We start from the raw sequence: 20,810 nt of genomic DNA, 5'->3' as shown, positions 1-20,810 counted from the left end.
CGATGAAGCTGGCGATGAAGTTGCGGACACGGTTGTTCCTCAGTATCTCCGCACTGATCACCGTGGCCCTGCTCGGGTTGTTGCTCGGGCTGGTCAGCGTGATGCAGATGGCCGGCACTCAGGAGGCGACGATCCGCAACAACTTCGTCACCCTTGATCTGGGCCTCAAGCTGCGTCAGACCCTCGGCGATCAACTGATCATGATGCTCGCCGAAAAGCGCGATCCGGCGGCTTTCGAGGCTTCCAGGCAGCACTACTTCCAGCTGCTGGACGAAGGTATCGCCCAAGAACAAACAGATGACGGTCGGCATTATGGATTCAGTCAGGCGAAGTCAGATTATCTGAAGTTCCTCGAGGCTTTCGATGCGTCACGCGATCCGGGCCTTGCTCTAAGCGGCGGCGACCTGCGCGAGCGCTTCAACACCCTGCGCAACGGGCTGATCACCGAACACAAGCATGCGCTGGACAATATCAACTCAGTACAACACGTGGCCCGTGATCGGGCGCTGCTGGTGGCTGGTCTGCTCGGACTGGTGGGGCTGGCGGTGTTGATCATCGGGTTCGTTACCGCGCACGGGATTGCCAGCAGGTTCGGCGCGCCGATCGAGGCGTTGGCCAAAGCGGCTGACAATATCGGTCAGGGCAACTTTGAGGTGATCTTGCCGGCATCGTCGGCGATGGAGGTGAATCTGTTATCGCGGCGCTTCGGGCTGATGGCTGAAGCCCTGCGCGAGCACCAGGCCACCAATGTCGATGAACTGCTGGCCGGTCAGCAACGTTTGCAAGCGGTGCTCGACAGTATCGACGACGGCTTGCTGATGATCGACCGCGAAGGCCATCTGGAGCACCTCAACCCGGTGGCCCAGCGCCAATTGGGTTGGGACAGCGACCGCTTCGGGCAAGGCTTGGGCACCGCGCTGGAACGCCCGGAGCTGGACGATCAGTTGCAGCTGGTGTTGCGCGGCGGCAGCCTGGAACGCGCGCCGGAAGATTTGAGCATCGAGGTCGATGGCGAGTCGCGCCTGCTGACCTACAGCCTGACCCCGGTCAGCCACACCGAGGGCCACATTCTTGGTGCGGTGATGGTGCTGCACGACGTCACCGAGCAGCGCGCCTTCGAGCGGGTGCGCAGCGAATTCGTGCTGCGCGCATCCCACGAGTTGCGCACGCCGGTAACCGGCATGCACATGGCGTTCGGCCTGTTTCGCGAGCGGGCGAAATTTCCGCCAGAGTCGCGCGAGGCTGACCTGCTGGATACGGTCAATGAAGAGATGCAGCGCTTGATGCAGCTGATCAACGATCTGCTGAATTTTTCCCGGTACCAGAGCGGCCTGCAGAAACTCACTTTGGCACCGTGCTGCATCGAGGATCTGTTGACGCAGGCGCAGTCGCGCTTCGTCGACTCGGCCGCTGAAAAAGGCATCGCGCTGAATGTGGAAGTGCAGGGGCCGCTACCGCGCTTGCAGGCTGATCAGGCGCAGCTTGATCGAGTATTGGATAACCTGATCGACAATGCCTTGCGCCACACTGCCCGCGACGGACGGATCCGTTTGCAGGCACGTCGCCATGGCGAGCGGGTGATCATCAGCGTCGAAGACAACGGCGAGGGCATTGCCTACGGCCAGCAGGGGCGGATTTTCGAGCCGTTCGTGCAGGTCGGGCGCAAGAAGGGCGGCGCCGGGCTTGGCTTGGCGCTGTGCAAGGAAATCGTTCAGCTGCATGGCGGCCGCATGGGCGTTTATTCGCGGCCGGGGCAGGGTACGCAGTTCTACATGGCGCTGGCCGTTTAGGCTTCGTCGTCGATGCGCCGGCCCGCGAGGCGTCTGCCGCGGGTGATCAGTTCGATGAACTGCACAGCGCTCAGCGCATGCGCGAACAGCCAGCCCTGACCAAATTTCACGCCTTCGCTACTGAGCAGCGCCGCTTGTGATTCGAGCTCGATGCCTTCGGCAATCACTTTCAGGTCCAGCGCCTGCGCCATGTGAATGATGTGCGGCGCGACGCCGCTGCTGGCGGCGTCATGGCCGAGGGCGTCGATGAACGCCTTGTCGATCTTCAGGCAATCCACCGGCAGGGTTTGCAGGTACGCGAGGCTGCAATAGCCGGTGCCGAAGTCGTCGATCAGCACCTGATGCCCGACATCGCGCAAGGCTTGCAGGTTTTCCCGGGCTACCACCACGTCAATTAAACCGCGTTCGGTTACCTCGAAAGCAATCTGCCGCGCCGCGACCCGGTGCAGGGTCAGCAGTCGCGCCATGACCTGGCCGATGCGCGGCACCATCACGTCACACGCCGCCAGGTTCACCGAGATATACAGCTGCGGATTGGCGCGCAGGAGTTGGCCCAATTGTTCGAGCAGACGCTGCAGGACGAAGTCGGTCATCTGGCGGATCTGCCCGGTGTTTTCCGCCATCGGAATGAACAGATCGGGACTGGTCAGCGTGCCGTCCGGCCGACGCCAGCGCAGCAGCGCCTCGGCACCCACGCAGTTGCGGCTGTCGAGATCGAAGATCGGTTGATACAGCACTTGCAACTCGCCACGGCGGATCGCTCCATGCAGTTCGGCATCCAGCGACTGGCGCTGGCGTACCAGCCAGAACACCGATGCTCCAACAAAGGCACCGAGCATCAGGCAGAAGGGCACCATCCACCACCACACTTCCGGAATGTGCATGCCGGTGCGCGGCGTGATCAGCACCAGCTGATATTCCGGATTATTGGTCGGCATGCGGTAAATCAGATTGGCCTGGGTAATTTGCAGTGCTTCAGGGTTTATGGGGGGCCATGGTTCGGTGGGTGGCCAGGCTTGCGGTGTGCCCAGCACCGGAATTGCGCGCGTGCCGTGATCGAGTACCACCAGCAGGCTGCTGCCGGGCGACAGATCGACCATGTCGGTCAGATGCCCGCGCGAGGTGGCCACGCGAAAATTGCCCCGGCCGAGCATCAGCGCGGCGCGGTTTTCATCCGGTTCGGTCGTTGTGTTCAGCCAATAGCTGTAAGTCGGGCCTTTGATATCTGGAGCGCGAACCACCGTCAGGCCTTCCTGGCGCGGACGGTTGGAGCAGATTCGCGCAGCGTCCATGTAGGCCGCTTCATACACGAAGCGGTAATTGAAGGTGACTTGCTGCAACGTGGCGATCATATCGTCGTCACAGCTGCGCAGAGGCTGGGCCTCGAGATCGTCGAGGCTTTCACGTAATTGCCCGAACAATTGTTCGAGGCGGGCGAGGAAGCGCTCGCCCTGAGCATTCATTTCCCGGCTTTCGCTTTGTTCGACCTGGCGCATGGCGACGAACAGCCCACCAGTGATCAACAGGCTCGCACTGAGAACAGCCGCGATCATCGCCAAAAACCAAGGGCGATAAAACCAGCTACGCAGCGTTTCTCGGGTAGCTACCATCATGGATTTCCGAAGAATTACCAATGAGTTATAGCTGCTGTTTGCCGTTTCGCCCTGACCGTCGGGCGGGTGTCATTATTTTGTCTGATTCAAAACCAGTAGCAGCGCTGCGGTTTGCGCATCCGGCGTACCGTCGAAGCGGGTAGGGCGGTAGTGCATCTGGAAGGCTGCGAGGACATGGCGGGTGGCGACATCCAGTTCGCCGGTCTGCGGCGTCGCGTAGCCCACGCGTGCGAGCTGCGACTGAAACCAGCTGATGCTCGGCAGTTCGTTATTGAACTGCACTTGCTGACGCGCCACGGCTTGCTCATTCGGCCACAGGCCCAGACCTTCAGCGGCCAGTCGCTTCCACGGGAACAGCGGCCCCGGATCAAGCTTGCGCAGCGGTGCGATGTCGCTGTGGCCGATGATATGGCGCGGGCTGATGCCTTGGCGTTGGCTGATGTCCTTGAGCAGGACGATCAGGCTCTGGATCTGCGCTTCGCTGTATGGATACCAGACGCGTCCGGTCGGGGTGTCCTTGAAGCCGGGATTGACGATCTCGATGCCGATCGAACTCGAGTTGAGCCATGTACGGCCATCCCACTCACTTTCACCGGCATGCCAGGCGCGCTGATTTTCATCCATCAGCTTGTAGGTGGTGGCAGTTTTGTCGTCGCCGATCAGGTAATGGCTGCTGACTTCGCCATGAGTCAGCAATTGCAGCGAGCGCTCAAGGGACGCAGAGGTGTAATGCACGATCACGAACTGCACGCGGCTGTCGTGATTGACCGAAGGATGGTTGGTGTCGAAACGCGGGCCGCTGGCACAACCGGCGAGTACCAAAAGAGAAGCAATGAGGGCTAAAAATTTCATGATAAAGGGCAGTACGCACAGGACAATAATGCAACAGTGTAACGTACTGCCCTGAGCTTCAAAGGCTTGCGGGCTGAATTAAACAATATGGAACAATTGCCCTCAGCCCAGCTCGACCCGGTTGCGTCCGGCATTTTTCGCGCGGTATAGCGCCTGATCGGCTCTTTTCAGTACCAGATCGCTGTGTTCTCCCGGTTTGAACGAGGCAAGTCCCATCGAGATAGTGATGGTCACCCGTTCACCTTTAAAGTGAAACGGGCAGGCTTCGATCGCCGCGCGCAGGGTTTCCAGCAGTTTGGCGCCGATAGCTGGCGGCGTTGCCGGTAGCAGCAGGACAAACTCTTCGCCACCGAAGCGCGCGATGAAGTCACTGCCGCGCAGACGTTTGCGCAGCACTGTGGCGATGATCTTCAACACTTTGTCGCCGGCCAGATGGCCATAGTTGTCGTTGATGCGTTTGAAGTGATCAAGGTCGAGCATCGCCAGGCTCAGGGTGTTGCCGTGCTGCTGCCACTGGCTGATTTCATGTTCGAGGCGTTCGCTCCACGCTGCACGGTTGGGCAGCCCGGTCAGCGGGTCGATCATGGCTTTCTGACGTTGTTCTTCAAGGTGTTCGCGGTAGCCGAGGGCTTCCTGTTCCATGTGTGCGACGCGTTCGGCCAGACTTTTCAAGCGACCGGCGACTTCCTGTTCGCGGGCGTCGCGCTGCTTCTGATGCTGATCCATGGTGCCAAGCAGGCCTTCCAGATGGTTCTCCAGCACTTGCTTGAGGTCCTCCAGATCCGCTGCGTCCTGCACGCTGGTTTGCAGGCCGTCGACTTGCTCACGGATCTGCGACTCCATCTCCCGCGCGGCGGAACTGTTGTCGGCGTGCCCGTCGCTGGCGGCTTGCAGATTGCTCTGGAACGCTTCGAGGCGCTCGTTGAGTTGCTGCAAGTAGGCTTCGAATTCGTGCTGGCCGCTGTCGGTGATCGCCAGCATCAGAGTTGCCAGATCGTCGAGGATCGGCAGCAGTTCGTACCAGTTGAGACCGTTTTTCAGTCGATCACGCATGGCTTCGGCTTGTGGGCGATGACGCTCCGGCAAGGTCAGGTCGTCGAGCAGCCCGAGCAGAGTGTCTTCGATGTGCTTGGCCACCGAGCTGTAGGACGGCTCGGGGGAATCCGGCAGCGCATAGAGGATGTCTTGCTCGGACTGCTCCGGATCGATGGCAGCCAATGCCTGAGCAATGGGTTCGGGCAGGGGCAGGCTGTCGAGGATCAATGGCGGCGGGGCATCCCCGGGGTGGATCAGTTCGTCGGGGTTGAAAGCTGTGGCGGTTACCGGAGCTATTGTGGAGAGTTCTGGCTCGGGTTCGACCGGTTTACTGACGATTTCAGGGGTGATCGCTGGAGGTTCGAACGCGACAACCTCCGGCTCTGGCTCCAGCGCTGGACGCGGCGCGGGCGTTGGTGCGTGGACGTCGACGGGTACTACGGCTGGAGCTTCCTTGGCTGCAACGACCATTACCGGCTCGGCGACTGCGGCAGTGGCTGCTGGCGGCGCGACAAGCTCTTCGGCTGCGGGCGTATGTTGCTGTTGTGCCACAGGTGCCACAGGTGCCACAGGTGCCACAGGTGTCACAGCTGGAGCGTGCGCCTCGGACGCCGGCGCTTGCTCGTTATCCCGACCACCAAACAGCCGCTGCAACAATCCCGGACGCCCTGGCTCGGCCGGTGTCTCCAACAGGCTCAACGCCTTGCCCTGCAGACCGCTGAGCTCACCCAGCAGCAGCGGCATCTCGCGCGCCTGGCCGACTCGGCCGTCGAGCTGTTTGGCGAACTTCTTCAGCGGCTGGGCGACTTCGCGCGGTAACGGCAAGGCTTGCAACTGCGTGACCAGCGAAGTCAGCGCGGTACTCATCTGATCAATGCGGGTTTCGCGGCGTTGCTCGGAATCGAGCACGGCTTTTTCCAGACGTGGCAGCAAAGCGGCGAGGCCGGCATCCATCTCGTCGGTGCGCACCACATCGCGCATCTCTTTCATGCACTGGTCAACCACGCGGTCGGTGCCCTCGGCTGCCAGTGTGCTGCGCACCAGGCCACGGCGCAGCAGGTCGAGCCGGGCGTCCCATCGACGTTCGAGCTTTTCCTGTTGTTCGATGCTTTTGAGGTACTTCTCTTTCCAGCGCTGGGCTTCGTCGCTCATTCAGGGGTTCCGCGAGGGGCAGGACTCAACGCGGGCAATGCATCAGCCGTGAGCGAACCCGGCAGACGAATCTCTACCGCGACCGGCAGGTGATCGGAAATAGGCTGAGCCAGTACTTCGACCTTTTCGAGGGTCAGGGTCGGACTCAGCAGAATATGATCCAGACAGCGCTGCGGGCGCCAGCTGGGGAACGTCGCTTCGAGTTGCGGGGCCAGCAGGCCAAGGTCGCGCAGTGGCGAATTTTGCAGCAGGTCGCTGGCGTGGGTGTTCATGTCACCCATCAGGATCTGGTGCTTGTAGCCGCCGATCAGCTCGCGAATGTACGCCAGTTGCATGCTGCGCACACGGGCGCCGAGGGCCAGATGCATCATCACTACCACCAGCGCTTCCGGACCTTCGCCGAAACGCACCAGAATCGCACCGCGACCTTTCGGCCCCGGCAGCGGGTGATCTTCAATCGCCCACGGCTTCAGACGACTGAGCACGCCATTGCTGTGCTGGCCGAGTCGCCCGAGGTTGCGATTGAGTTGTTGATACCAATAGGGAAACGCACCAAGGTGCGCCAGGTGCTCGACCTGATTGACGTAGCCTGAACGCAGGCTGCCGCCATCGGCTTCCTGCAAGGCGACCAGATCGAAGTCGCCGAGCAGGTTGCCGATCTTTTGCAGATTGTTGGAGCGCCCGGTGTGCGGCAGCAAATGCTGCCAACTGCGGGTCAGATAGTGCCGATAACGCTCGGTGCTGATGCCGACCTGGATGTTGAAACTGAGCAAGCGCAGACGACTGTCTGCGGGCAGGCCCGTGGATTCCAGGTGATGCTCGTTGACCTGCGGATCGTGCAGGCCAACGAGACGTTCAGTTCCCCAGCGGCGCATGGCGATTGCCGCGCTTAGTTGGCAGCTGCCTTGTTGGTCGCTCGCTCTTTGGCGACCAGTTGGTCAGCCAGTTTCAGCGCTTGTTCAGCACCGCCGGCCGAGCCGATGTCGAAACGGTATTTGCCATTCACGACCATGGTTGGAACACCGGTGACTTGATACTTCTTCGCCAGTTCGCGAGCTTTGACGATCTGCCCTTTGATGGCGAACGAGTCGAAGGTCGCGAGGAACTTGTCCTTGTCTACGCCTTGAGTGGCGAGGAAGTCGGCCATGTCGTTCTTGTCGGTGAGCTTCTTGTGTTCTTTCTGGATCGCTTCGAACACGGCGTTGTGCACCTTGTGCTCGACGCCCATGGCTTCGAGGGTCAGGAACATCTGGCCGTGAGCGTCCCACGGGCCGCCGAACATGGCAGGAATGCGCACGAAGTTGACGTCGGACGGCAGTTTCTCGACCCACGGATTGATCACCGGCTCAAACGCGTAGCAGTGCGGGCAGCCATACCAGAACAGCTCTACCACTTCGATCTTGCCCGGCACGGCAACCGGTACCGGATTGCTCAGTTCGACGAATGGAGCGGCAGGGGCTTCGGCAGCTTGAGCGGTCACGCCGAACAGGCTGGCAGCGACGAGGGCGGCACTGATGATCAGATTACGCATGCTTTACTCCTGGACAATTTTGGTCGCCTCGCGCGACCTGTTTTCAGACAGATCCTGGCGGGCATGAGTTCTGTAGTGTAACGGCAGCAGCCACAAAAAAGGGCAGCCAAAGCCACCCTTTTTATACTTGCTGCGACGGATTAATCGAGCGTTAACGTAACGCGAGATGTCCGCCGCAGGAGACGCGCTTAGTGCAGGCCCTGAATGTAGCTCGACACCGCGGCGATGTCTTCGTCGCTCAGGCGTTTGGCGATGGTCTGCATGGTCATGGTGTCGCCGTCGTTGGTACGGCCGCCTTCTTCCTTGCGGAAATCGGTCAGTTGCTTGGTGATGTATTGAGCGTGTTGGCCGCCCAGGTGCGGGAAACCGGCGGCGGCGTTGCCGGTGCCGTTCGGCGAGTGGCAGCCGGTGCAGGCTGGCAGGCCTTTGGCGAGGTTGCCGCCACGGAACAGCGCTTCACCGCGAGCGACGAGCTTTGGATCGGCGGCGCCGACGCTGCCTTTCTGGCTGGCAAACCAGGCGGCCATGTCGGCCAGATCCTGATCGCTCAGGTTGGTCAGCAGGCCGGTCATTTCCAGCACGACACGCTTGCCCGACTTGATGTCGTGCAACTGCTTGGTCAGGTAGCGTTCACCCTGGCCCGCCAGTTTGGGAAAGTTTGGCGCCATGCTGTTGCCATCCGGGCCATGACAGGCGCCGCACACGGCGGCTTTCGCCTGGCCTGCGGTTGCATCGCCTGCGGCATGGGCCATGCCGGTGATTCCCACGGTCAACAGCAGACTCACGATCAATTTGTTCATCAGCTAATCCAACTACGGCTAAGGGTTAAGAGTTATGGACCGGGCTTACTCGCTCATCCAAAGGATGATGGCTTGGTAATCCTCGGCACTGCAGTCCATGCACAAACCACGCGGCGGCATCGCCTTGAAACCCTGGGTCACGTGTTGCACCAGCGTCTCCATACCTTTCGCCAACCTCGGCGTCCAAGCTGCCTGATCGCCTCTTGCGGGCGCCATGGGTAGTTGGCCGGAATGACAGGCACCACAAACACGGTTGTACACTGCTTCCGGATCTTGTGTAGCCTGCGCGCTGTAAAGCGGCATCAAGACTCCGGCTGCCAGCAGCCATTTCGTCATAAAACGACCTTTTCAGGGTTGAGAGCGTTCTGCGTTCTAATGCGCAATCAAGGTCTGTCGCTCCCGTGGACTTCATCCTACGCTGGGACAAAGCACACACAAAATCTGCGGCATTATATACTGGCGTCACTGAAACGGAAGCGACACCGCGTTCCGCGCCCAATCCCGGCGCCGCCCACATCGGAAATCCCATGCAGCTCAAAAATCCCATCCTCGGCCTGTGCCAACAGTCCACGTTCATGCTCAGTGCCGCCAAAGTCGATCAATGCCCTGACGACGAAGGCTTCGAAGTGGCGTTTGCCGGTCGTTCCAACGCCGGTAAATCCAGCGCGCTGAACACCCTGACTCACGCCAGCCTGGCGCGGACCTCGAAAACTCCAGGTCGCACGCAACTCTTGAACTTCTTCAAGCTAGACGATGAACGCCGTCTGGTCGACCTGCCGGGCTACGGTTATGCAAAAGTACCGATCCCGCTGAAGATGCACTGGCAGCGTCACCTGGAAGCCTATCTGGGCGGCCGCGAGAGTTTGAAAGGTCTGATTCTGATGATGGACATTCGTCATCCAATGACCGATTTCGACCTGCTGATGCTCGATTGGGCTGTTGCGGCCGGCATGCCGATGCACATCCTGCTGACCAAAGCCGACAAGCTGACTTACGGCGCAGCCAAGAACACGCTGCTCAAAGTGCAGACGGAAATTCGTAAGGGTTGGGGTGATCACGTCACCATCCAGCTGTTTTCCGCGCCCAAGCGTATGGGCCTGGAAGACGCCTACACTGTATTGGCGGGCTGGATGGAGCTGGCGGATAAGGGCACGGAGCTGCCTGCTGAGTAAATCGCAGGCAAAAAAAGCCCCGGACTTCAATTGGGGAGGGAGAAGTTCCGGGGTTTAAGTTCCGAACCGCTAGGGCGGGGTTCAGATATCTGCCAACACTTAACACAACATAGGAGCATTGAAGGGCTTCACCAGCCATTCAGTAACTCTGAGTGGCGCAGCGCAAGATTAGTTCAGATTTTTTTCAAATAGCTTTGGAATAAGCCCCAGAGCGATCCGGACTAAGCGCCCTTCAACGGTTCTGCTGCGACTGCATGTCACAGCAGAACCGCGCACCAGCGAGGCTTAGTGCGCCTCGTCCCAGTTGTTGCCAACCCCGACTTCCACCAGCAGCGGCACGTCCAGCTTCGCCGCTTCGCTCATGTGCACGCGAATTTCCTTGCTGATCTGATCGACCAGGTCCTCGCGAACTTCCAGCACCAGTTCATCGTGCACTTGCAGGATGACTTTGGCGTCCAGCCCGGAAGTGCTCAACCAGTTATCCACTGCAACCATGGCTTTCTTGATGATGTCTGCCGCCGTGCCTTGCATCGGCGCGTTGATCGCCGTGCGTTCAGCGGCTGCGCGTTCCTGGGGCTTGTTGGAGTTGATCTCCGGCAAGTACAGGCGACGGCCGAAGAAGGTTTCCACGTAGCCCTGATCCGCAGCCTGTGCGCGGGTGCGATCCATGTATTCACGAACCCCCGGATAGCGAGCGAAGTAAGTGTCGATGTAAGCCTTGGCGGTCTTGGTGTCGACGCCGATGTCCTTGCCAAGTTTCTGTGCGCCCATGCCGTAGATCAGGCCGAAGTTGATCGCTTTGGCGCCACGGCGCTGATCGGAGGTCACTTCGTGCAGTTCGGCCTTGAACACTTCGGCGGCGGTGGCGGTGTGCACGTCGAGATTGTTGCGGAAGGCGTTCATCAAACCTTCGTCTTTGGACAGGTGGGCCATGATCCGCAGTTCGATCTGCGAATAGTCGGCCGCCAGCAGTTTGTAGCCTTTTTGCGCGACGAACGCCTGGCGGATGCGCCGGCCTTCAGCGGTGCGCACCGGGATGTTTTGCAGGTTCGGATCGCTGGACGATAGGCGCCCGGTAGATGCCACAGCCTGCTGATACGAGGTGTGGATGCGCCCGGTGCGCGGGTTGATCTGCTCCGGCAGGCGATCGGTGTAAGTGCTTTTCAGCTTGCTCATGGAACGGTGTTCCATCAGCACTTTCGGCAGGCGGTGATCGTCTTCGGCAAGCTTTGCCAGCACTTCTTCAGCGGTCGACGGCTGGCCCTTGGCAGTTTTCTTCAACACCGGCAGACCGAGCTTTTCGTAGAGAATCACGCCGAGTTGCTTCGGCGAGCCGAGGTTGAATTCTTCACCGGCGATCTCGAACGCTTCGCGCTCCAGCGCAACCATCTTGTTGCCCAGCTCAATGCTTTGAATACCGAGCAGCTCGGCATCGACAAACGCGCCCTGACGTTCGATACGCGCCAACACGGGCACCAGCGGCATTTCGATGTCGGTCAGCACCCTGGCCAGACTCGGAATCGCGTCGAGCTTTTCGATCAGCGTCTGATGCAGACGCAGGGTGACATCGGCGTCTGCGGCGGCGTAAGGCCCGGCTTGTTCCAGAGCGATCTGGTCGAAGGTCAACTGCTTGGCGCCCTTGCCGGCGATATCCTGGAAATTCACGGTGGCGTGATCCAGGTATTTTTGCGCGAGGCTGGGCATGTCATGGCGAGTGGCCGTGGAGTTGAGTACGTAAGACTCAAGCATCGTATCGAAGGCAATGCCGCGTACGGTGATGCCTTCGTTCTGGTCCCCGCCGATGGCGCAGTTGGCCAGAATGTTCATGTCGAACTTGGTGTGCTGGCCGACCTTGAGCTTGTTCGGGTCTTCCAGAATCGGTTTGAGCGCACGCAAAACGCTGTCGCGATCCAGCTGATCCGGCACGCCGATGTAGGAGTGAGTCAGCGGTATGTAGGCGGCTTCGTTGGGCTGCACAGCGAACGACAAGCCGACCAGTTGCGCCTGTTGCGCGTCAATGCCAGTGGTTTTGGTGACGAAAGCGAACAGCTTGGCTTGCTTGAGTTTTTCCAGCCAGACATCGAAACGCGCCTGATCGAGGATGATTTCATAAGCGGCTTCAGCGGCGGCGGCCGGCGCTTCGGCTTCCGGCGCGCTGAACAGATCGCCGGCCGGCTCAGGCGCGGGAGCGCTGCTCAGTTCCTGGCGTTTCGCGTCGCGATCCAGATCGTTGATCCAGCTTTTGAATTCCAGCAGCGTGTACAGCTCGTAAAGTTTGGCCGTGTCTTCCTTGCCCATCTGCAAGTCGTCGAGTTCGACGTCCAGCGGCACGTCGATCTTGATCGTTGCCAGTTGATAGGACAGGAACGCCATCTCCTTGTGCTCTTCGAGCTTGGCGGCCAAGGTCTTGGCGCCGCGAATCGGCAGGGTCGGCACGATGTCGAGCTGCGCGTAAAGCTCGGTCAGGCCACCGTTGACGCCGACCAGCAGGCCGGAAGCGGTCTTCGGGCCAATGCCGGGAACGCCCGGGATGTTGTCGGAAGAATCGCCCATCAGCGCCAGATAATCGATGATCTGCTCAGGAGCGACACCGAATTTCTCTTTCACGCCTTCCACGTCCATCGAGCTGCCGGACATGGTGTTGACCAAGGTAATGTGACCGTCGACCAACTGCGCCATGTCCTTGTCGCCGGTGGAGATGATCACCGGGCGATCCGCCGCCGCGCTGCTGCGCGCCAGGGTGCCGATCACGTCATCGGCCTCGACGCCTTCGACGCACAGCAGCGGGAAGCCCAACGCTTTCACGCTCTGATGCAGCGGCTCGATCTGCACGCGCATGTCATCCGGCATGCTTGGGCGGTTGGCCTTGTATTCGGCGTACATGTCATCGCGAAAGGTCCCACCCTTGGCGTCGAATACCACGGCGAACGGGCTGTCGGGATACTGCTTGCGCAGACTCTTGAGCATGTTCAACACGCCCTTCACCGCGCCGGTCGGCAGGCCTTTGGACGTAGTCAGCGGGGGCAGGGCGTGGAAAGCGCGGTACAGGTAAGACGAACCGTCCACCAGGACGAGGGGGGCTTGGCTCATGAGCAGGATCAACCTTTTCGGCGGGTCCGGCGCTAGAATAGCGGGACCGTTGACGACAAAGGGACAAGGTTATCATGCGTACGTTAAATCGCTTGCTGCTGGTCAGTTTGATTGCTCTCTCGCCATTGCCTGCGATGGCGGCAGATGACGCGCCGGGTGGGGAGCCCGAGGTAACCATTCGCACGGAAGGCGACAAGACCATTCAGGAATACCGTCAGAATGGCTTTTTGTACGCGATCAAAGTCACCCAGAAGGGTTTCCCGCCGTACTTTCTGGTGCGCGCGGACGGTACGGATGCAAATTTCATCCGCTCGGATCAGCCGGATATGCTGATTCCTTCGTGGAAGATTTTCGAGTGGAAGTAGTTTCTTAAATTCAACCGGCGCCGGTTCGACCCCGGCGCCAGAACTGAGCAGTTTTTAACCATGTCTGTGTTCACCCCGCTGGCTCGGCCCGAGCTGGAAACTTTTCTCGCCCCTTACGGGCTTGGCCGTCTGCTGGATTTTCAGGGGATCGCCGCCGGCAGTGAAAACACCAATTTTTTTATCAGCATGGAGCAAGGCGAGTTCGTCCTGACCCTGGTCGAGCGCGGCCCGGTACAGGAAATGCCGTTCTTCATCGACCTGCTCGACGTGCTGCACAACGCCGATTTGCCGGTGCCATACGCGCTGCGCACCACTGACGGCGAAGCCTTGCGTGAGCTGAAAGGCAAACCGGCGCTGCTGCAACCGCGTCTGGCCGGCAAGCACATCAAGCAGGCCAATGCCCAGCATTGTGCGCAGGTCGGCGAGTTGCAGGCGCATCTGCACCTGGCGACTCAAGGGTCGAACATGATCAAGCGCAAGACTGATCGCGGGCTGGACTGGATGCTGGAGGAGGGCACGCAGTTTCTTTCGCACCTGAGCGACGAGCCGCGCGCGCTGCTGCAAACGGCGCTGGATGAAATCACCCGGCAGAAAGAAAAGATTCTCGCGCTGCCACGGGCGAACATCCACGCCGACCTGTTTCGCGACAACGCGATGTTTGAAGGCACGCACCTGACCGGGTTGATCGACTTCTACAACGCCTGCTCCGGGCCGATGCTCTACGACGTGGCGATTGCGTTGAACGATTGGTGTTCGGATGACGATGGTTTGATCGACGGCCCGCGTGCCCGAGCGTTCCTCGGTGCCTATGCGGCGCTACGACCGTTTACAGCGGCTGAAGCCGAGTTGTGGCCGACCATGCTGCGCGTGGCGTGCGTACGGTTCTGGCTATCGCGCTTGATCGCGGCGGAGACGTTTGCCGGGCAGGACGTGTTGATTCACGATCCGCAGGAATTCGAGCATCGGTTGGCGCAGCGTCAGGCTGTGAGCATTCATTTGCCTTTCGCCCTCTGAATTGTGGCGAGGGAGCTTGCTCCCGCTTGAGTGCGCAGCACTCACAAAATCTGGTGGACTGCCAGATTTTGGGGCCGCTTCGCAGCCCAGCGGGAGCAAGCTCCCTCGCCACAGGTTATGCGTTGCTACAAAGACTCGAGGCAACCCGCCAGATCATTTCCCAGCTTCTCCAACACCTGCTCATAACCCTGAGCAGTCGCTGGGGTATACCCGCCTAGCGCGTCCAGCTCCGCGAGTTTCACCGGCAAACCCGCCACCAGCGTCTCCGCCAGACGCGGCCGCAGCGGCGGTTCGCTGAACACGCAAGTCTTGCCCACTTCCTTCAGACGCGTGCGCATCGCCGCAACGTGCTGGGCACCCGGCTGTACTTCCGCTGCCACACTGAACACGCCAGTGTGTTTCAGGCCATAGGCCTCTTCAAAGTAATCAAAGGCTTCGTGGAATACGAAGTAGGGCTTGCCTTCGACGGCGGTCAGACGTTTCTTCAAACGCGCATCAAGAGCATCCAGGCGCTCGTCGAAGGCCTTGGCGTTGCTTTGATAGCGCTCGGCATTCGCTGGATCGGCAGCACTCAGGTCAGCGGCCATTTTGTCGGCAATAACCCGTGCGTTAACCGGTGATAGCCACAAATGCGCATCGAGGCTGCCGGGACGATGGTCATGATCGTGCTCATCAGCCTCTTCAGCATGCGAGTGGTTGTCTTCGGCGAAGTGCCGCAGTTTCATCCCCGGCAGATCCTGCACCGCGATGCTCGGCAGCGTACGACCGTTGAGCACGCGCGGCAGGAAACCTTCCATGCTCGGGCCGATCCAGTACAACAGATCCACCGACTGCACCTTCCGTACGTCGGATGGACGCAGCGCGTAGTTATGCGGCGAGGCACCTGGCGGCAGCAGCACTTCGGGAATCGCCACGCCGTCCTGCACTGCTGCGGCAATCAGCTGTAACGGCTTGATGCTGGTGAGGACTTTTACCTCGGCCTGAGCTGAACCGATCAACAGAAAACCGGTGACGAATGCGACAAAAACAGAAAAAAGTCGGGACACGGTGACCACTCAAGTAGGCGAGAACGGGTAACATAATAACGTCTCTATCAAAACTCGTCGCCGCCCATGCCTATTACACCGATTGCCAGCCGTCCCCACGACCACTCACATTGCGTGCACAGCGCTCTGTCCGAGGCCGATACCTTGTGCGCTCAGAAAGGCTTGCGCCTGACTGCCCTGCGCCGGCGGGTGCTCGAACTGGTCTGGCAAAGCCACAAGCCGCTGGGCGCCTACGACATTCTCGCGGTACTCAGCGAGCAAGATGGCCGCCGTGCTGCGCCACCCACCGTGTACCGCGCGCTGGATTTTCTGCTGGAAAACGGCCTGGTGCACCGCATCTCCTCGCTCAACGCCTTCGTTGGCTGTGTGCATCCGGAACACGCGCATCAGGGCCAGTTCCTGATCTGCCGTGAATGCCACGCTGCGATTGAGCTTGAGCAAAAATCCATCAGCGACGCGATCATCAACAGTGCCAAGGACGTCGGTTTTATCGTTGAAGCCCAGACCGTTGAAGTGGTCGGCTTGTGCTCCGGTTGCCGGGGGGCTTGATGAGCGACACGTTGATCCGTCTGGAGCAGGTGTCTGTGCGGTTCGCCGGGCAGAACGTGCTGGACAATATTCACCTGAGCGTCGAGCCGGGGCAGATCGTCACCCTGATCGGCCCCAACGGCGCCGGCAAGACCACGCTGGTGCGCGCCGTGCTCGGGTTGTTGAAACCGGACAGCGGCAGCGTCTGGCGCAAGCCGAAACTGCGCGTCGGCTACATGCCGCAAAAGCTCCACGTCGATCCAACCCTGCCACTGTCAGTGCTGCGCTTTTTGCGGCTGGTGCCGGGCGTCGACCGTCCGCGCGCGTTGGCGGCGCTCAAGGAAGTCGGCGCCGAGCACGTGATCGACAGCCCGGTGCAGAGCGTTTCCGGCGGTGAAATGCAGCGCGTGCTGCTCGCTCGGGCACTGCTGCGTGAGCCCCAATTGCTGGTGCTCGACGAGCCGGTACAAGGTGTGGACGTTGCCGGTCAAGCCGAGCTGTACAGCCTGATCACCCGTCTGCGCGACCGTCACGGCTGCGGCGTGTTGATGGTTTCCCACGATCTGCATTTGGTGATGAGTACCACCGATCAGGTGGTGTGCCTCAACCGTCACGTCTGCTGCTCCGGGCATCCCGAGCAAGTCAGCGGCGATCCGGCGTTCGTCGAGCTGTTCGGCAAGAACGCCCAGAGCCTGGCGATCTATCACCACCATCACGACCACGCTCACGACCTGCACGGCTCGGTGGTCAAAGGTCCGGTATCGGGCCAACCTCACGTTCATGGAGATGGCTGCAAGCATGGCTGATTTTCTGCTTTACGCCCTGCTTGCAGGTCTGGCGCTGGCGATAGTGGCCGGGCCGTTGGGGTCATTCGTGGTCTGGCGGCGCATGGCGTATTTCGGCGACACCTTGTCCCATGCTGCATTGCTCGGCGTGGCGCTGGGCTTTTTGCTGGATGTCAGCCCGACCGTTGCGGTGACCGTTGGCTGTCTGCTGCTGGCGGTATTGCTGGTGACTTTGCAGCAACGGCAACCGCTGGCGTCCGACACACTGTTGGGAATTCTCGCACCGAGCACGCTCTCCCTCGGCCTGGTCGTACTAAGCTTCATGCATGAAGTGCGGATCGACCTGATGGCCTATCTGTTCGGCGACCTGCTGGCGATCAGCCCGAGCGATCTGGCGTGGATCCTCGGCGGCAGCGCGGCGGTGCTGGTATTGCTGGTGACGCTGTGGCGTCCGCTGCTGGCGATCACCGTGCATGAGGAGCTGGCCAAAGTCGAAGGCCTGCCGGTGGCCGGTCTGCGCATGGCGCTGATGCTGTTGATCGCAGTAGTGATCGCAGTGGCGATGAAAATCGTCGGTGTGTTGCTGATTACTTCGCTGCTGATCATCCCGGCGGCTGCGGCACAGCGTCACGCCCGCTCGCCGGAACAGATGGCACTGGGCGCGAGCCTGCTGGGCATGCTCGCGGTGTGTGGCGGGCTGGCGTTGTCGTGGTTCAAGGACACCCCGGCCGGGCCGTCAATCGTTGTGACGGCGGCCGCACTGTTTCTGCTGAGTTTTGTTCTGCCCCGTCGAGGGGTGTAGACTTGCTCGTTTTTTGCGCAAATAGAGAGTCGCAGGAATGAAGCCGTTCGCCTCCCGTTATCTGCTCCTTGTCGCATTCTTGCTGCTGGGTGCCTGCCAAAGCACGCCGCCGGTGGTTGAAGCCCCCGATGCGCGGGCCACGGCCATCGCACAGCTGGAGCAAAGCCTGGCCAGCAGCGAACTGGCCACCGCCGAAGCCCAATTGGCGACGTTGCAGACCGCAACACCAAACGATCAATCCCTTGAGCAATACCAGCGGCAGTTGGCCGAAGCCTATCTGCGCCGTAGCCAGATCGTCCTGCAGAAGGGTGATGTGAATGCTGCTGCTACCGCGTTGAGCCGTGCTCGTGCGCTGATGCCCAAAGCGCCGGCGCTGACTGGCGGCGTGAATGGTGCGATCACCGAAGCACGCAAGGCTGAGCTGGAAAGAGCCGAAGCGGCGCTGCTCGCAGCTGAAGCCAAGCCGAAAGCGCGAGTGATTGATCCGACTGCTGAAAGCACCACGGTTGCGTTGAATATCACCGATAGCCACAAACTTCGCCGACAACTGGATGCGATTGCCGCCGATGTGGTGAATTATGAGTGCGCTGTGACCATTCAGGCGCCGCGTACCAACGATTACCCGTGGCTGGCGAACTTGATCAGCAAGCGTGTGAAGAAATTGAACCCGGATTTCGAGCTGAAGCTGAAGAAGCAGATTTTGCGCAGCGTTCCGGCGCAAGTTGTTCTGAGTCCGCGTAAGCCCTAAAAGCATCGCGGGCAAGCCCGCTCCCACAGGAACCGCGTGATCCTTGTGGGAGCGGGCTTGCCCGCGATGGCTATCTCTCAAACGCTACATGACCATCAGGCCGGAATGGCTTTGGCCTTAGGCTCCCGCGCCCAGACCCGATGCTGTCCAATCGCAGCAAAGAACGGCTTGGTTAACGCGCCGACATCCTTGCCCTCAAGCAACCCGGCATCCGCCTCCAGCTTCAGCACATCCAGCAGCTGTTTGGCTTCACCCTGCAAGGCAATCGCCTTCAGATGCTTGTAAGCCTCGAGCACGTAGTGCAGCGCCACGCCGTCACCGCTCAATGCCTTGATCGACGCCGCGCCACCCGGCACGAACACCGCATCGAAAATCACCGAAGGCATGCCTTCCATCGATGCATCCACCGGCAGGCTTTTGCCATCGGCAGTCTTCACTGGCGCCGACGTTGGCCCGAGTAGTTTCGCGTGCGCGCCTTCTGCGGCCAAAGCCTTCTTCATGGCATCAATCGCCGCACCATCGACGCCGTTCGCCGCCAGGATCGCGACTTTTCGGGTTTTGATGTCTTCCGGCAGCAGGTTGGCCTGGCTAAGTGCCGGCGAGTTATCCAGCGAAGTCTTGCGCACCTCGACTGTGCCTTTGGTTGGCGCTGGCAAGCCGAGGTTCTCGGCCACACGCTTGGCCAGTTCCAGATCGATGTTGGCCAGAATCTCGTTCACCTCGCGCGCACGGATGAACTCGCGTTCAACCTTGCCCAGTTCGAAGCTGTAAGCCGAGATGATGTGCTCTTTCTCGTGCGCACTCATGCTGTTGAAGAACAACCGCGCCTGGGAGAAGTGATCGCCGAACGACTCGCTGCGCTGACGGATCTTTGCCGCGTCGATGCGTTCCGGGTAGGTTTCGAAACCGCCATCCTGCGCGGCCGGTGGGGTTTCTTTCGGCCAGCCGCCATCAATCGAGTTCGGCTCGTAGGACGCGCGACCCTTGTCGATGGTGGTGCGGTGCTGCGCATCGCGTTGGCCGTTGTGGAACGGCGCGACCGGGCGGTTGATCGGCAGCTCATGAAAGTTCGGCCCGCCGAGTCGGCTGATTTGCGTATCGGTGTAGGAAAACAGCCGACCTTGCAGCAGCGGATCGTTGGAGAAGTCGATCCCCGGCACGATGTGGCCCGGGCAGAACGCGACTTGCTCGGTCTCGGCGAAGAAGTTGTCCGGGTTGCGGTTGAGGGTCATTTTGCCCAGCGGCACGATCGGTACGATCTCTTCGGGAATCAGTTTGGTCGGATCGAGAATGTCGAAATCGAAGTCGTGCTCGTTTTCCTCTTCGATGACCTGTACGCCGAGTTCCCATTCCGGGTAGTCGCCCATCTCGATGGCTTCCCACAGGTCGCGACGGTGATAGTCGGTGTCCTTACCGGCAAGCTTCTGCGCCTCGTCCCACACCAGCGAGCAAGTACCGGCAGTAGGCCGCCAGTGGAATTTGACGAAGCGCGATTTGCCGTCGGCGCTGACCAGACGGAAGGTGTGCACGCCGAAGCCCTGCATGCTGCGCAGGCTTTTCGGGATCGCCCGGTCGGACATTGCCCAGATCACCATGTGCGCCGATTCCGGCACCAGCGAAACGAAGTCCCAGAACGTGTCATGGGCAGAGCCGCCGGTCGGGATTTCGTTGTGCGGCTCGGGTTTCACCGCGTGAACGAAGTCGGGAAACTTGATCGCGTCTTGAATGAAGAACACCGGCATGTTGTTGCCGACCAGGTCGAAGTTGCCTTCGTCGGTGAAAAACTTCACGGCAAAACCGCGCACGTCGCGCACGGTGTCGCCGGAGCCGCGTGGCCCTTGCACCGTAGAAAAACGCACAAATACCGGCGTCTTTTTGCCCGGATCCTGTAGGAAACCGGCCTTGGTCAGCGCCGAATGGTTCTCGTAGGTCTGAAAGAAACCATGCGCGCCAGTGCCACGGGCGTGGACGATGCGCTCCGGGATGCGTTCATGGTCAAAATGCGTGATCTTTTCACGCATGATGAAATCTTCCAGCAGCGACGGCCCGCGCGCGCCGACCTTGAGGCTGTTCTGGTTGTCGGCAATCTTCACGCCCTGATTGGTGCGCAGGGCCTGGCCGGTGGCATCGGAACGGAATGTCTCGAGGCTGTCGAGCTTGGTATTGGTGTTGGCGCGATCCGGGGCATCGGTTCCGGCCATTTGGCTCTTGTCGGTAGCGGGTTTCTTGGTACTCATCAGACGTAAACTCCTCGTTTGACCCCGGGGCATGCCGAGGACTCTTGAGTGGTTCCCGGGCACGGCACCCAGGGTTTCAAGTCGCTTAACTAGTGACCGACGAGTTAGAACAGCCGTTCCTTTTTTATGACCTTTGATCGCGTTATTGCCAAATCAAAGGTTGCATGCGGAATAAATGCTAATAACCTCTATACGGACAGGCTAAAATGCGCGCCCGGCTAAACGCTGATCCCATTTCAACGCGCCCCAC

At 60.3% G+C, this 20,810-nt stretch carries 18 protein-coding genes; 8 read left to right on the top strand and 10 right to left on the bottom strand.

Annotated elements, in window-relative coordinates:
- Positions 1–2 precede the first annotated feature (2 nt).
- Positions 3–1,790: an ATP-binding protein gene (locus ACP7EE_RS23635; protein ID WP_426237115.1), complete on the top strand. Its 1,788-nt coding sequence runs from the start codon at positions 3–5 to the stop codon at positions 1,788–1,790.
- Here the strand turns inward: ACP7EE_RS23635 and ACP7EE_RS23630 are convergent.
- From ACP7EE_RS23630 to ACP7EE_RS23600, 7 genes are all read right to left on the bottom strand, one after another.
- Positions 1,787–3,403, bottom strand: coding sequence for an EAL domain-containing protein (locus ACP7EE_RS23630; protein ID WP_426237113.1), 1,617 nt, complete (start codon positions 3,401–3,403; stop codon positions 1,787–1,789). The genes ACP7EE_RS23635 and ACP7EE_RS23630 overlap by 4 nt on opposite strands.
- Positions 3,404–3,475: 72 nt before the next feature.
- Positions 3,476–4,255, bottom strand: coding sequence for an N-acetylmuramoyl-L-alanine amidase (locus ACP7EE_RS23625; protein WP_426237111.1), 780 nt, complete (start codon positions 4,253–4,255; stop codon positions 3,476–3,478).
- A 102-nt stretch (positions 4,256–4,357) separates the two neighbouring features.
- The gene (locus ACP7EE_RS23620; RefSeq protein WP_426237109.1) at positions 4,358–6,442 is read right to left on the bottom strand and encodes a diguanylate cyclase; all 2,085 of its coding nucleotides are present in this window, start codon (positions 6,440–6,442) and stop codon (positions 4,358–4,360) included.
- Complete coding sequence (locus ACP7EE_RS23615; RefSeq protein ID WP_420650024.1) at positions 6,439–7,317, bottom strand: endonuclease/exonuclease/phosphatase family protein; 879 nt, start codon at positions 7,315–7,317, stop codon at positions 6,439–6,441. The genes ACP7EE_RS23620 and ACP7EE_RS23615 overlap by 4 nt, the downstream gene beginning before the upstream one ends.
- Before the next feature lie 14 nt (positions 7,318–7,331).
- Positions 7,332–7,973: a thiol:disulfide interchange protein DsbA/DsbL gene (locus tag ACP7EE_RS23610; RefSeq protein ID WP_426203640.1), complete on the bottom strand. Its 642-nt coding sequence runs from the start codon at positions 7,971–7,973 to the stop codon at positions 7,332–7,334.
- A gap of 188 nt (positions 7,974–8,161) precedes the next feature.
- Entirely contained in the window at positions 8,162–8,773 is a 612-nt protein-coding gene (locus ACP7EE_RS23605) for a c-type cytochrome (RefSeq protein ID WP_420650022.1), read from the bottom strand.
- 45 nt (positions 8,774–8,818) lie between these two features.
- Positions 8,819–9,109: a c-type cytochrome gene (locus tag ACP7EE_RS23600; protein WP_420650021.1), complete on the bottom strand. Its 291-nt coding sequence runs from the start codon at positions 9,107–9,109 to the stop codon at positions 8,819–8,821.
- A 191-nt stretch (positions 9,110–9,300) separates the two neighbouring features.
- Here ACP7EE_RS23600 and yihA point away from each other — a divergent pair, with 191 nt between their 5' ends.
- Positions 9,301–9,945 carry a ribosome biogenesis GTP-binding protein YihA/YsxC gene (gene yihA, locus ACP7EE_RS23595; protein WP_420650020.1) on the top strand — a complete coding sequence of 215 codons (645 nt, stop codon included), beginning with the start codon at positions 9,301–9,303 and terminating at the stop codon, positions 9,943–9,945.
- A 285-nt stretch (positions 9,946–10,230) separates the two neighbouring features.
- Here the strand turns inward: yihA and polA are convergent, their stop codons facing one another.
- On the bottom strand, positions 10,231–13,035 hold the full coding sequence (gene polA, locus ACP7EE_RS23590) for a DNA polymerase I (RefSeq protein WP_426237106.1): 2,805 nt from the start codon (positions 13,033–13,035) through the stop codon (positions 10,231–10,233).
- Positions 13,036–13,109: 74 nt separating this feature from the next.
- Between polA and ACP7EE_RS23585 the strand changes: the two genes are divergently transcribed.
- On the top strand, positions 13,110–13,400 hold the full coding sequence (locus ACP7EE_RS23585) for a DUF2782 domain-containing protein (RefSeq protein WP_420650018.1): 291 nt from the start codon (positions 13,110–13,112) through the stop codon (positions 13,398–13,400).
- 60 nt (positions 13,401–13,460) lie between these two features.
- On the top strand, positions 13,461–14,414 hold the full coding sequence (locus ACP7EE_RS23580; protein ID WP_426237104.1) for a homoserine kinase: 954 nt from the start codon (positions 13,461–13,463) through the stop codon (positions 14,412–14,414).
- Positions 14,415–14,539: 125 nt separating this feature from the next.
- Here ACP7EE_RS23580 and ACP7EE_RS23575 read toward each other — a convergent pair whose 3' ends face one another.
- Positions 14,540–15,460 carry a zinc ABC transporter substrate-binding protein gene (locus ACP7EE_RS23575; RefSeq protein ID WP_426237102.1) on the bottom strand — a complete coding sequence of 307 codons (921 nt, stop codon included), beginning with the start codon at positions 15,458–15,460 and terminating at the stop codon, positions 14,540–14,542.
- Between the two features lie 66 nt (positions 15,461–15,526).
- Here ACP7EE_RS23575 and ACP7EE_RS23570 point away from each other — a divergent pair, with 66 nt between their 5' ends.
- Genes ACP7EE_RS23570 through ACP7EE_RS23555 form a run of 4 tightly spaced genes read left to right on the top strand, consistent with a single transcriptional unit; the run spans position 15,527 to position 18,323 of the window.
- Complete coding sequence (locus tag ACP7EE_RS23570) at positions 15,527–16,009, top strand: Fur family transcriptional regulator (RefSeq protein WP_420650015.1); 483 nt, start codon at positions 15,527–15,529, stop codon at positions 16,007–16,009.
- On the top strand, positions 16,009–16,794 hold the full coding sequence (gene znuC, locus ACP7EE_RS23565) for a zinc ABC transporter ATP-binding protein ZnuC (RefSeq protein WP_426237100.1): 786 nt from the start codon (positions 16,009–16,011) through the stop codon (positions 16,792–16,794). Before ACP7EE_RS23570 ends, znuC begins: the two co-directional genes overlap by 1 nt.
- Entirely contained in the window at positions 16,787–17,575 is a 789-nt protein-coding gene (gene znuB / locus ACP7EE_RS23560) for a zinc ABC transporter permease subunit ZnuB (protein ID WP_426237098.1), read from the top strand. Before znuC ends, znuB begins: the two co-directional genes overlap by 8 nt.
- 37 nt (positions 17,576–17,612) lie before the next feature.
- Positions 17,613–18,323 carry a PA5502 family lipoprotein gene (locus ACP7EE_RS23555; protein ID WP_426237096.1) on the top strand — a complete coding sequence of 237 codons (711 nt, stop codon included), beginning with the start codon at positions 17,613–17,615 and terminating at the stop codon, positions 18,321–18,323.
- Positions 18,324–18,418: 95 nt separating this feature from the next.
- Here ACP7EE_RS23555 and katE read toward each other — a convergent pair whose 3' ends face one another.
- On the bottom strand, positions 18,419–20,560 hold the full coding sequence (gene katE, locus ACP7EE_RS23550; RefSeq protein ID WP_426237094.1) for a catalase HPII: 2,142 nt from the start codon (positions 20,558–20,560) through the stop codon (positions 18,419–18,421).
- Between the last annotated feature and the right edge of the window lie 250 nt (positions 20,561–20,810).

Source organism: Pseudomonas sp. TWP3-2 (genome assembly GCF_049897765.1).
Classification (GTDB): Bacteria; Pseudomonadota; Gammaproteobacteria; order Pseudomonadales; family Pseudomonadaceae; genus Aquipseudomonas.
This window is presented reverse-complemented; position numbering and strand designations above follow the sequence as displayed.

Bases quoted from the DNA above. Each gene is read 5' to 3' on its own strand.
- ACP7EE_RS23620 (WP_426237109.1), bottom strand. From the start codon at position 6,442: ATGAGCGACGAAGCCCAGCGCTGGAAAGAGAAGTACCTCAAAAGCATC.
- ACP7EE_RS23615 (WP_420650024.1), bottom strand. From the start codon at position 7,317: ATGCGCCGCTGGGGAACTGAACGTCTCGTTGGCCTGCACGATCCGCAG.
- znuB (WP_426237098.1), top strand. From the start codon at position 16,787: ATGGCTGATTTTCTGCTTTACGCCCTGCTTGCAGGTCTGGCGCTGGCG.
- katE (WP_426237094.1), bottom strand. From the start codon at position 20,560: ATGAGTACCAAGAAACCCGCTACCGACAAGAGCCAAATGGCCGGAACC.
- polA (WP_426237106.1), bottom strand. From the start codon at position 13,035: ATGAGCCAAGCCCCCCTCGTCCTGGTGGACGGTTCGTCTTACCTGTAC.
- ACP7EE_RS23635 (WP_426237115.1), top strand. From the start codon at position 3: ATGAAGCTGGCGATGAAGTTGCGGACACGGTTGTTCCTCAGTATCTCC.
- ACP7EE_RS23625 (WP_426237111.1), bottom strand. From the start codon at position 4,255: ATGAAATTTTTAGCCCTCATTGCTTCTCTTTTGGTACTCGCCGGTTGT.
- ACP7EE_RS23570 (WP_420650015.1), top strand. From the start codon at position 15,527: ATGCCTATTACACCGATTGCCAGCCGTCCCCACGACCACTCACATTGC.
- ACP7EE_RS23600 (WP_420650021.1), bottom strand. From the start codon at position 9,109: ATGACGAAATGGCTGCTGGCAGCCGGAGTCTTGATGCCGCTTTACAGC.
- ACP7EE_RS23605 (WP_420650022.1), bottom strand. From the start codon at position 8,773: ATGAACAAATTGATCGTGAGTCTGCTGTTGACCGTGGGAATCACCGGC.
- ACP7EE_RS23555 (WP_426237096.1), top strand. From the start codon at position 17,613: ATGAAGCCGTTCGCCTCCCGTTATCTGCTCCTTGTCGCATTCTTGCTG.
- znuC (WP_426237100.1), top strand. From the start codon at position 16,009: ATGAGCGACACGTTGATCCGTCTGGAGCAGGTGTCTGTGCGGTTCGCC.
- ACP7EE_RS23580 (WP_426237104.1), top strand. From the start codon at position 13,461: ATGTCTGTGTTCACCCCGCTGGCTCGGCCCGAGCTGGAAACTTTTCTC.
- ACP7EE_RS23610 (WP_426203640.1), bottom strand. From the start codon at position 7,973: ATGCGTAATCTGATCATCAGTGCCGCCCTCGTCGCTGCCAGCCTGTTC.
- ACP7EE_RS23630 (WP_426237113.1), bottom strand. From the start codon at position 3,403: ATGATGGTAGCTACCCGAGAAACGCTGCGTAGCTGGTTTTATCGCCCT.
- ACP7EE_RS23585 (WP_420650018.1), top strand. From the start codon at position 13,110: ATGCGTACGTTAAATCGCTTGCTGCTGGTCAGTTTGATTGCTCTCTCG.
- yihA (WP_420650020.1), top strand. From the start codon at position 9,301: ATGCAGCTCAAAAATCCCATCCTCGGCCTGTGCCAACAGTCCACGTTC.